The sequence below is a fragment of the Acetobacterium sp. UBA5834 genome (genome assembly GCF_002435675.1).
Taxonomy (GTDB): Bacteria; Bacillota; Clostridia; order Eubacteriales; family Eubacteriaceae; genus Acetobacterium; species Acetobacterium wieringae.
The window spans coordinates 1-10,377 of the sequence record NZ_DJGY01000051.1; the positions used below are offsets into that span (position 1 = coordinate 1).

Below are 10,377 nucleotides of genomic sequence, written 5' to 3' on the forward strand. Positions count from 1 at the left end.
ATTTAAATTATACAGGAAGCTTTTGATCTGGTCATTAAAAAGCAAACACATTTCTGCTGTTTGCTTTTTTTATTCCCCTGCTCCTGATTAGATGCTATAATTATTCTAAATTACCGAAAGGATGCTCAGCTATGGAAAAAATACCCAGAATTTTATTAGTATTAACCGGCGGAACCATCGGCAGCGCTGTCAATGATGGCTGTATCGATGTTGATTCCCGTCGCAGCGACGACTTACTCGCCATCTACAACGAACAAAGCAATTGTCAAGTCGAATTTGAGGTCGTCCGTCCCTTTAATATTCTCAGTGAAAACGCCGAACCAAAACACTGGCTAAAAATTATAGAAACCCTGCAATCCCATCGTCTTTGCGACTATGATGGTGTCATTATTGCCCACGGATCGGATACCCTGCCCTATACCGGGGCCGCCCTTTCCTATGGTCTTGACAGTCCTCTGATTCCGATCGTTTTAGTGGCTGCCAACTACGCCATCGGCCAACCAAACAGCAATGCCATCGCCAATTTTTCAGCCGCAGTGGCCTTTATCATAAATATGAAGCTGCCTGGTTTTTATACCCTTTATGAAAATAGCGATCATATTATTTATGTCCACCTGGCCACCCGGCTTCAGGAAGCGGATTGGCTACGGGATGACTTTACCAGTTTCGGAGATCCTTTAGGCGTTTTTGATCATCGGGGACTGTGCTGTGTCCCCAGTCCTAAAAATCCGTCCATGCTCAAGCTTTATAATCCGGCTCCTGATTGTGTCCCCACCATTGCCGAATTTCGTAATGAAGTATTGGCGCTGCGTGCCTATCCCGGTTTAAACTATGAGGTGATCAACCTGCATAACCGTCCAATCCGGGCTGTCCTTCACTCCCTATACCACTGTGGCAGCGGTAATGTTACAGGGGAAAACGGAACATCGCTCCTGTCCTTTATCAAAAATAATCCCCAGGTCGATCATTATCTGATTTCCTACAAAAATATACAGGGCGATCTTTATGCGTCCTGTCGGGAACTGATTGCCGCTGGCGGCATCCCTCTGGAAAATATTTCCTTTGAGGCTGCTGTCACCAAATTGAATTTTGCCTACAACCAGCAGGAATATGCCCCGCTAAACTATGTAAAACGGGAATTTTTCTATGAATTTCTGCGAGATGCCAAGGAAAATGGGTATGTAATCTAAGCATTCGATTGCTAAAAATCTAATGATACTGAAGGAGACTGCTATGTATGATGTTGCTATAATCGGCGCCGGTATTATCGGAACCTCGATCGCCCGAGCGTTAAGCCGTTACAAATTATCTGTTGTTGTTTTTGATAAGGAAGATGATGTGTCGATGGGGGCCACTAAAGCCAATTCAGCCATTGTCCATGGCGGCTTTGCCGAATCCCACACCAAAGTAAAAGGAGGTCTGTGCTACAAGGGCCGCAAGCAATTCGATCAGCTAAACGAGGAGCTTAACTTTGGCTTTGAAAAAATCGGATCGCTGGTATTGGCCTTTGAAGAAGAGCAATTGGCAAAACTCCAGGAATTATATGAAAACGGCCTGGCCAATGGTGTCGACGATCTGGAAATTCTTAATCATGACCAGATTATGGCCATGGAACCAAATGTCAACCCAGCTGTCAAATACGCCCTGTATTGTAAAGGGGCTGGCATCTGCTCACCCTACGAAATGGCCATTGCACTGGCCGAAAACGCCGTTGCCAATGGTGTTAAGCTGTTGTTGAACACCGAAATTACCAGCATCCAAAAAAACACTGACGGCTTTTCCCTGACTGACCAAAATGGCCAACAGTACCAGTCGCATTATGTGATTAACGCTGGCGGTATATCCTCAGACGCCGTCTCAAAAATGGTTGGTGTTGATTATTTCACCATTACCCCCCGCACCGGTGAGTACATCCTGATGGTACGGGGCTCTGCCAGCATCATCAATACGGTCTTATTCCAAATGCCCACAAAAATGGGCAAAGGAATCCTTGTCACCCCAACCTATTTCGGCAACCTGCTGATCGGTCCGGATGCGGTCAATGAAGATACAGTTGACAAATCCACCCATGCCGAACGGCTCCTGAAAATTTTTAATGAAGCCAAACACACCACCGACAAATTAAACATAAAACAGTTCATCCGTAGTTTTACCGGCGTTCGGGCAGTCAGCTCCACCGACGACTTTATTATTGAAGCCACCCCCGTGACCGGATTTATAAATTGCGCCGGTATTCAATCTCCGGGTCTGACGTCTTCACCAGCTATTGCCGAGATGGTTCTGGGCCTTTTAAAAGAGCTGAACTGTCCCTTTGAAGAAGACCCCAGCTTCAATCCTTATCGGGCTCCGATTATTACCCGCACTGAATTAAAACCGGTGAAAGAAATCCAGCCGCTGGTGGACATGGCCTCCAGCCCGGAAAGAATAATCTGCCGCTGCGAACAAGTCAATGAAGCGACTATTATTGATGCCATGAACCGGGGTATTCCCGTAACCACCGTTGACGGCATCAAACGACGTACCCGGGCAGGCTGCGGCTGGTGTCAAGGAACCTTCTGCCGTCCCCGGGTCGCTGAAGTAATGGAAAAGGTGCTTGGTCATGCGATTGATGCCGGGTTTGACGTGGAACACAGCGGCGTCAATCGGGTGGGAAAAAACGAAATCGTTGACTATATAAAAAAACATAGCGATTGACCGATTCTGCCCTTGTCCTTCGTTATCGGGACGATAACGCACGCATCGGTGTGAACAAACTTAAAAAAGAGCTACAGTCTTAATAAAACTGCGGCTCTTTTTTAGTGTCAGCCTGCGATTGCGCTGATTTAACTGGCCTATAGACGTGATTTATTGATCATTCTTTAAGAAAAACGATAACTCCGACACTTTTACAAAAATTTTCGTTGACAAAATACCTGCAACCGTTTATAATCACAGTAAATGAAAGAATATTTACTAAAATAATAGTAAATAAAATATCATATACTAAAAATTGGTTTTGAATTTGTCGCTCATTTAATCGTTATTTTTATTGTAATCGCAGTCAAAATATGAGATTGTCAGCAACTTTGTTAAAACTGATCAATGATTCATTCCAGATAAACTAAGGAGGCTATACACTATGTTAACTGTAAAAGAGAATTTAAAAGAAGTCATGACCGGTGGAAATCCAGATCGTTTTGTCAAACAATATGAATTTCTGGAAATGATTATGAGCGTACCATCTGGTCGTATCAAACCCCAAATCGGTGGCGAAGTAATCAATGAATGGGGTATTACCATCCGTTGGCCAGAAGGTCAACTTGCCTCTTTCCCAGTACACGATGAACAACATGTTGTTCTTAAAGATGTTACTGAATGGAAAGAATACGTTAAAGCTCCAAGCATGGAACGACCTGCAGGGGCGTGGGATCAGGCCATTGCTGACGCTAAGGCCGTTGATCGTGATAATAAATATGTTGCGGCATTCATCGCTCCCGGTTTATTTGAAATGACCCATTATCTGATGGGTATGGAAAATGCCCTCATGAGTTTCTACGAAGAACCCGAAGCCATGCATGAACTGATCGATTATTTAACCGAGTATGAGCTGGATTATGCTAAAGCGTTGGTTGAAAATCTGCACCCTGATGCAATTTTACACCATGACGACTGGGGCAGCCAGATTTCCACCTTCCTTTCGCCAGCAATGTTTGAAGAATTCTTTTTAGAATCCTACAAAAAAATCTATGGTTTTTACAAAGCTAACGGTGTTGAACTGATTGTTCACCATAGCGACAGCTATGCCGCAACCTTAGTTCCATATATGATTGAAATGGGTATTGATATCTGGCAGGGTGTTATGACAACCAATGACATTCCTAAAATGATCAAAGAATACGGCGGACAAATCACCTTTATGGGTGGTGTTCACAGTGGTGTCATCGATCATCCTGAATGGACAAAAGAACAAATTGATGCCGAATTTGCCCGAGCCTGCCGTGAATCTGGAAAACTGTACTTCATCCCAGGCGCTTGTCAGGGGCTGCCCGTTTCTTCCTTCCCGGGCGTTTACGAAGCCTGTGATGAAGCCATCGAAAAAATGACCAAAGAACTATTCTAGTCTAAAGCAATTTAACAATCCATACTCTGAAAGAGTGGTAAAATTAATATCCAGAGGAGAGATAAAATGATAATTATCGGAGAAAAAATTAACGGTGCGATTCCTTCCACTGCCAAAGCCATCGCTGCCAAAGATGGCGAATTTATCAAAAATCTGGCCAAGATCCAGGCCGAAGCTGGCGTCGATTATATCGATGTTTGTGCTTCTGTTGATGATGATATCGAACTGGAAACCATGAAATGGCTGATTGATCTGGTTCAGGAAGTCACCGATATCCCCATTGCTGTGGATAGCCCCAATGTCTATACCTGTATCGAATCGATGAAATACTGTAACAAACCAGGTTTGTTCAACTCCGTATCCCTTGAAGGCGATAAAGTCGATGCTGCATTTAAAGCCATTGCTGATACCAAATGGGAATGTGTGGCGCTGCTTAACAGCGATAAGGGCATTCCTAAAACCGCTAAAGACCGTCTGGATGTCTTTGCTGATTTAATGGCCAAAGTCAAAGAATACGGCATTGATCCGTCAAGAATGCACATCGATCCATTGGTTGAAATGCTCTGTACATCCGAAGATGGCATTGCTATGGTTGTGGAAGTAATCAAAAGCATTAAAGAACAATACCCCACCATTCATGTGACCGGCGCCGTCAGCAACATCTCATTCAACCTGCCTGCCCGAAAAATGGTCAACATGGGCTTTACCGTTCTGGCCATGAATGCTGGACTGGACAGTGCCATCCTTGATCCGACCAATGGTGACCTGATGGGAATCATCTATGCCACTGAAGCGCTGCTGGGCGAAGATGACTACTGTATGGAATATATCGGCGCTTACCGTGAAGGAATTTTCGGTCAGAAAAAATAGTCGCTTGTAACGAAGCCTCATTATAAAACTGTCAAACAAATTCTGTCAGCTGATCACACAATCAGCTGACAGACACTAATATTTATTATAATTACTGAATAGGAGAAAGAAATGTCAAAAATTCAAGAAGTTAAAGAAAAAGTAGAAATTGGTAAAACGAAACTGGTTCCTGGACTGGTTCAGGAAGCATTAGATGAAGGTAGCTCTGCAGCTGATATCCTGCAAGCCATGGTTGACTCGATGGGTGTTGTCGGGGAAAAATTCTCATCTGGAGAGATCTTTGTTCCAGAAATGCTAATCGCTGCTAAAGCGATGGCCAAAGGTGTTGATGTGTTACGTCCGCTGTTAGCTGGTGATACTTCAAACTCTTTAGGAACCTGTATTATTGGAACCGTTGCTGGCGACTTACATGATATCGGTAAAAACCTGGTTTCAATGATGATCGAAAGTGCTGGCTTTACCATGGTTGACCTGGGTGTGGATGTTCCTGCTGAACGTTTTGTTGAAGCCATCAAAGAAAACGAAAATGTTACCCTGGTAGCCTGCTCCGGTCTGTTAACAACCACTATGCCAGCTCTGAAGGAAGCCGTTCAAACCATTAAAGCCAGTGGCCTAGACGTTAAAGTCATCGTTGGTGGTGCACCTGTAACTCCTGAATATGCAGCTGAAATTGGTGCCGATGGATTTGCTCCTGATGCTGGTAGCGCCGCTGTTAAAGCTAAAGAAATGGTTGCATAAGCGACAAACAATTAATTAGCCCCTTAATTTAATAACGCTATAAAAAAAGAGAAACCACACGGTTTCTCTTTTTTTGTGCTTGAAATGTCCCTATTTATTACAAAAAAACTTTTTTATGCCAATCCTACCAGTTTTCCGGCGATTGGCAACCATAATGTAGCCAGACAAACAAAAGCAATTTGAAGCCAGATTGCGGCCTTAGGCATATCCGTCATTTTGTAATAGCCAGCAGTATAGGTAATGAGTGGTATGGTGTCAATGGGGAATAAATAACAGTTACCGGCACATAAGCCAAGCGCAATGATCAGTAAAGCTGGATTGATTCCGGTGGTGGCTGCCAAACTGATAATAACTGGCGTCAACACCCCAATTAAAGCTGGAGCCACAGGAACAATTAGCATGATCACAAAGCACATGACTGAGACAAAGAAAACCCCACCCATTAGTGAGAATGATAAAGACGATGGTAATACATAGTTGACAAACCATTCGCTGACACCGTTTGCAACGATGGTATTGGCAATACATAAAACCGTTCCGATCAGAATAAATGAAATCCAGCTGACCGCTTTCATATAGCGATCCCAGGTGAGGACGCGAATTCCCGGCAAAAAGAAAGAGACACAGCCAAACAGGGCTACCACAGTTACTTCAATAAACGGATAAAATGAGCTGAGCAGCCAGAAGAAAATCATGACCAGACCAATCACAATAACTTTCAATTCCCGACTATCAACTTTTTCTTTAACCTCGATCTCCTCCAGGTAACTCGCAATCTCCATTTTATCAATCTCTGCCGGAGGAAATATTTTCGTCAAGATGAACCAGGCCAAGGGCACCATCACGATTACAATCGGAATACCACAGGCCATCCACTGAAGAAATGTTATCTGAATTCCCGCCTGGCTTTGCAACAATCCAATTGTCAAGATGTTAATGCCGCTACCCGCTGGAGTCATCAGTCCCCCCAGCATCACGGCAATTGGAATCCCCATCATCAGTGATTTTGCAGTCTGGGCACGATCATCCTCATTAACAAAGAGTTTGAGAAAACTGGCGCCGATCCCCATAAACACCACCACCGATGGTACGTCTGTCACGATGGAGGATACCAGGGCTCCAGCCACCATAATGGCCAGGACACAGGTTCTAACGTCTCGGCCAAATTTTTTAAGCAGGGCGTGCAAGATCCGTTGAACAATCGGCGTCGAGGTCACCGCCTCCGCCAGACCGAATGATGCCAATACAAAAAATAAGATCGTGTTGGTAAAGCCGCTTAATCCGGCAGTCAGATTTTTTGTAACTCCCAGGGTTGGCAATAGCGCCAGACACAGAAAACAAATAACCCCAACCGGCAGTGCTTCAGTAATCAGCATGATTAAAAAGAACAGCAACAGCCCGATGGTAATCAGTCCCTTATCTGTCAAACCCATTGGTATGGGTAGAAAAAAAACGGCGATCAGCACGGCAATGCTTATGATCAATCCGATTATCTGTTTTTTATTCATAATCCACCTCTGTCGTATTTTTAAACGCTAGCTATTCTGTTGTCCCCCAACATATCGCTATTCGCTCTATGAAACAAATAAGAAGCCAATCAATTGATTTGAATATGGCTTCTTATTTTTCTGTAATTATTTTACTGTCATCATTTTAACGTCTATTATTCTGCGATTTGTTTTCTGGCGTTGATTTCAGCCTGATATTGAGTCACTTTATCTTTGGTTAAACGGTATCCAAAGGTTAACAGAACCGCGCCAGCCAAAACTGTGCAACCAGGAATGGTGCAGAATAAGGTTGTAATACCAGCTTTTAATTCTGGAGTGGCAGTTGCTGGATCCATTTTGGCAACGAAACCGACTGAAGCCAGCATGGCTGGAATGATTAAACCTTTGAAAAAGATCGCCAGTTTCAGTGGTAAATTCGATAATCCCATGACCCAGCTTGATGCTGCTTTTCCTGTTTTCCATTCACTGTAGATTGATGCATCACCATATAGTGCCACCATCAATGCGTACAGGAATCCTAAGAAGAACTGCGCACAGGAAAGGACAACCAGAACCATGGTGATGTTACCAACAACGAATTGAGTAACAATCAAGAATACACCTAAACCGTAACAGCCAATCAGTGCGGCTGTTCGTGTTGATACTTTAGCCGCTACATATTTACTTAAATAAGAGCCAATTACCGCCATAATATTAGCAACCAGTAAGTATACACTAAACATTGCAACATCGTTTGCTACATAGGTAAAGAAGTAAACTGCTGAACCGGCACAAACAAAGTTAACTATCCAACGGGCGACATCTGCTAACAGTAATACTAACAAATGTGGGTTCTGAACCAATGATCGAGCCATATCGCCAATGGAAATTTTTTCTTTTTTTGCAGTGTTTGTATTTGCTGTTCCATCTTCAATTGTTGCTTCATATCCACTTGTCAGTTTGAAGTGGATGAAATAGCCTAACCAGTAAACACATGCCATGGCAAATGCCGAAATCGTGAACCCAAGTACTGGGTTTTTAACTAATTCGCCAACCCATAAAATAGTGGCTAAGCCCATTGCTGAGAAAATAATTTTCCCAACATTTGCATAAGCGCCTCGTGTTGCCGATAATTGTGTTCGATCATCAGGTGTCGTTGAAATTGTTGGAATAAGTGCTATATTTGCAACGTAAGAAAAGTTCCAAGCCACGTGTGAAGTAATGAATGCGACACAGATGATAACCATTGGTACGATTCCAGTGCCAATAACCGTAAACATCAATGTGTAGAGAACGACGACCATTGGTGGGATTACCAGTAAATATGATCGGTATTTTCCCCATTTCATTGGTTTAAGAGCATCAATAAATCCACCATAGAACGGTGATAACACCATATCCACTGTACTTGTTAAGGTCATAATTATTGCAGTTGTACCCAAATCAAATTTTGCAATATTTGTTAAAAAATATGCAAAATAAAACACTTCGACATTCGACATCAGAGTAAATCCAAGATCCCCAACACCGAAGAATCTCTTAAGCCCTGAACTCAAGGGTTTTTTTTCCATAAAAGAGCCTCCTCAAAATTTTTAAATGATCGACCAGAGTAAAATTTCCGGAGTATTACCCTCGCCTTTTTTGATCTTTTCAGTAATATTACTAAGACTTACTAAATAGTAACCCTTTACATCAGATTTGTCAAGTATTTTTTATTAAATAATTATCGTTTTACTGTTTTTTTAGTAATTTGCATTATATTATTTTTTTATTTCATACTTTTACGGTTTTTCCTTGTTAATTTTCTCACTTAATGCTAAAATTGCTATGCCACATTGCTTATAAGGAGAATACCAATGCGAAAAATGACCAAGGGCGAGATGACAAAAGAACGCATCTACACGAGTGCCAAAGAACTATTTTATAATCAGGGCTATAATGCCACCACCATTCAACAAATCGCTGATCATTCTGATACTACTTTAGGTTCGATGACCTATCATTTTGCGACCAAAGATACCTTTATCGCTAAAATATTTGATGATTATCTGGATTCGATCCATGAACTGCTCAATCAGAAACTGATCGGATATAAACCCATTAACGCATTTGAAAAACACTTCTACTTAACCATGGTTTGGTATCATTATTTACTGAGTGATCCGCGCGTTAACCATTTTTATTATGAGATCTCTCAAAATGATTCCCTCTATCCATTTCTTCATGGAAAAATGGGTGAAATCTATCATAATTTTGTCAGCGACTATAATTTGCGGATCCGTCCAATTGAATTTGATGCCCTGTTGATTGCCGATTTTGGCGCCAGACGTGAGCTTACCCGGGCTTTTTGTGAGACCCGCATAAAAATGCCAGTGGAAGATTTTTCGATTCTAATTATCACCAATACAGCTCGCTGTCTTGGAATTCCCCAAAAATCGATCTACCGTGTTTCTTATGAAGCGCTTCTGTTTTTCCGGGAAAATGATTTTTCCGAAATTAAATTACTGATTTAAAAAAGGTCTATTCAGAAATTTTCTGAATAGACCTTTTTTTTATTTTGCTTTAAAGGTAATAATCACCCCTTCGGTGACGCTGTTGGCCCAGCTACCATCGCTGGAAAAAACGATGTGCTGTCCTTGAACAATGGGTACGATTGATGCCAGCTCATAGCCTTTCTCATCGTATTGATTACAGAGATCCTCAATCTCCTGGGCTAATTCTTCTGTTTTACATTTTCTAAAGCCCTTGTTATAGTCATTTCCGACTGACTCCACCTTATTACAAATGGTTACACTGATATACTTTTTCATTAACTTTCCCCCAACACTATTTATGACTCTATTGTATCACAAATGCCGCTGAAGATCGAACGGAGTTTTTTATCCCCCCTTTGGCAAATAAAAAGCCGCCTCTCAAGAGAGGCGGCAAGATTGACCAAAAATATTCGTATTTACCTGACGCTATCGAACTGATCAAACAGCACCGCTAAAATATTTTTGGTATTATTATATGTTTAAGGTTTTTATTACAGCTTTTTCAAGAATCCTATCCATACAAGGACATTCGTCTCAAAATCTGCATTTGCTCTGTTTTAAGCTATTAGTCTTCCAACATTTTGGCAACAACACCAGAACCAACAGTACGGCCACCTTCACGAATCGCAAAACGTAAACCTTCTTCGAT

General features: G+C 42.2%; 9 protein-coding genes and 1 pseudogene. 6 read left to right on the forward strand and 4 right to left on the reverse strand.

Annotated elements, in window-relative coordinates:
- Positions 1 to 131: 131 nt before the first annotated feature.
- The 5 genes from B3F51_RS10280 (at position 132) to B3F51_RS10300 (ending at position 5,707) form a co-directional block, all read left to right on the forward strand.
- On the forward strand, positions 132 to 1,190 hold the full coding sequence (locus B3F51_RS10280; RefSeq protein WP_286946913.1) for an asparaginase: 1,059 nt from the start codon (positions 132 to 134) through the stop codon (positions 1,188 to 1,190).
- Positions 1,191 to 1,233: 43 nt separating this feature from the next.
- Positions 1,234 to 2,694, forward strand: coding sequence for an NAD(P)/FAD-dependent oxidoreductase (locus tag B3F51_RS10285; protein WP_286946915.1), 1,461 nt, complete (start codon positions 1,234 to 1,236; stop codon positions 2,692 to 2,694).
- A gap of 424 nt (positions 2,695 to 3,118) precedes the next feature.
- Positions 3,119 to 4,099: a uroporphyrinogen decarboxylase family protein gene (locus tag B3F51_RS10290; protein WP_148638508.1), complete on the forward strand. Its 981-nt coding sequence runs from the start codon at positions 3,119 to 3,121 to the stop codon at positions 4,097 to 4,099.
- Between the two features lie 66 nt (positions 4,100 to 4,165).
- The gene (locus B3F51_RS10295; RefSeq protein WP_148638507.1) at positions 4,166 to 4,969 is read left to right on the forward strand and encodes a methyltetrahydrofolate cobalamin methyltransferase; all 804 of its coding nucleotides are present in this window, start codon (positions 4,166 to 4,168) and stop codon (positions 4,967 to 4,969) included.
- A gap of 111 nt (positions 4,970 to 5,080) precedes the next feature.
- Positions 5,081 to 5,707: a corrinoid protein gene (locus B3F51_RS10300; protein WP_070372675.1), complete on the forward strand. Its 627-nt coding sequence runs from the start codon at positions 5,081 to 5,083 to the stop codon at positions 5,705 to 5,707.
- A gap of 113 nt (positions 5,708 to 5,820) precedes the next feature.
- Here B3F51_RS10300 and B3F51_RS10305 read toward each other — a convergent pair whose 3' ends face one another.
- Positions 5,821 to 7,215, reverse strand: a complete 1,395-nt coding sequence (locus tag B3F51_RS10305; protein WP_148638505.1) for an SLC13 family permease — start codon at positions 7,213 to 7,215, stop codon at positions 5,821 to 5,823.
- A gap of 155 nt (positions 7,216 to 7,370) precedes the next feature.
- Positions 7,371 to 8,765: an MFS transporter gene (locus tag B3F51_RS10310; protein ID WP_070372673.1), complete on the reverse strand. Its 1,395-nt coding sequence runs from the start codon at positions 8,763 to 8,765 to the stop codon at positions 7,371 to 7,373.
- A 285-nt stretch (positions 8,766 to 9,050) separates the two neighbouring features.
- Here B3F51_RS10310 and B3F51_RS10315 point away from each other — a divergent pair, with 285 nt between their 5' ends.
- Positions 9,051 to 9,707: a TetR/AcrR family transcriptional regulator gene (locus B3F51_RS10315; RefSeq protein ID WP_070372672.1), complete on the forward strand. Its 657-nt coding sequence runs from the start codon at positions 9,051 to 9,053 to the stop codon at positions 9,705 to 9,707.
- 39 nt (positions 9,708 to 9,746) lie between these two features.
- Here the strand turns inward: B3F51_RS10315 and B3F51_RS10320 are convergent, their stop codons facing one another.
- Positions 9,747 to 10,004: a hypothetical protein gene (locus B3F51_RS10320; RefSeq protein WP_286946920.1), complete on the reverse strand. Its 258-nt coding sequence runs from the start codon at positions 10,002 to 10,004 to the stop codon at positions 9,747 to 9,749.
- A 289-nt stretch (positions 10,005 to 10,293) separates the two neighbouring features.
- A pseudogene (locus B3F51_RS10325) lies at positions 10,294 to 10,377 on the reverse strand (elongation factor Tu); the annotation flags it as partial.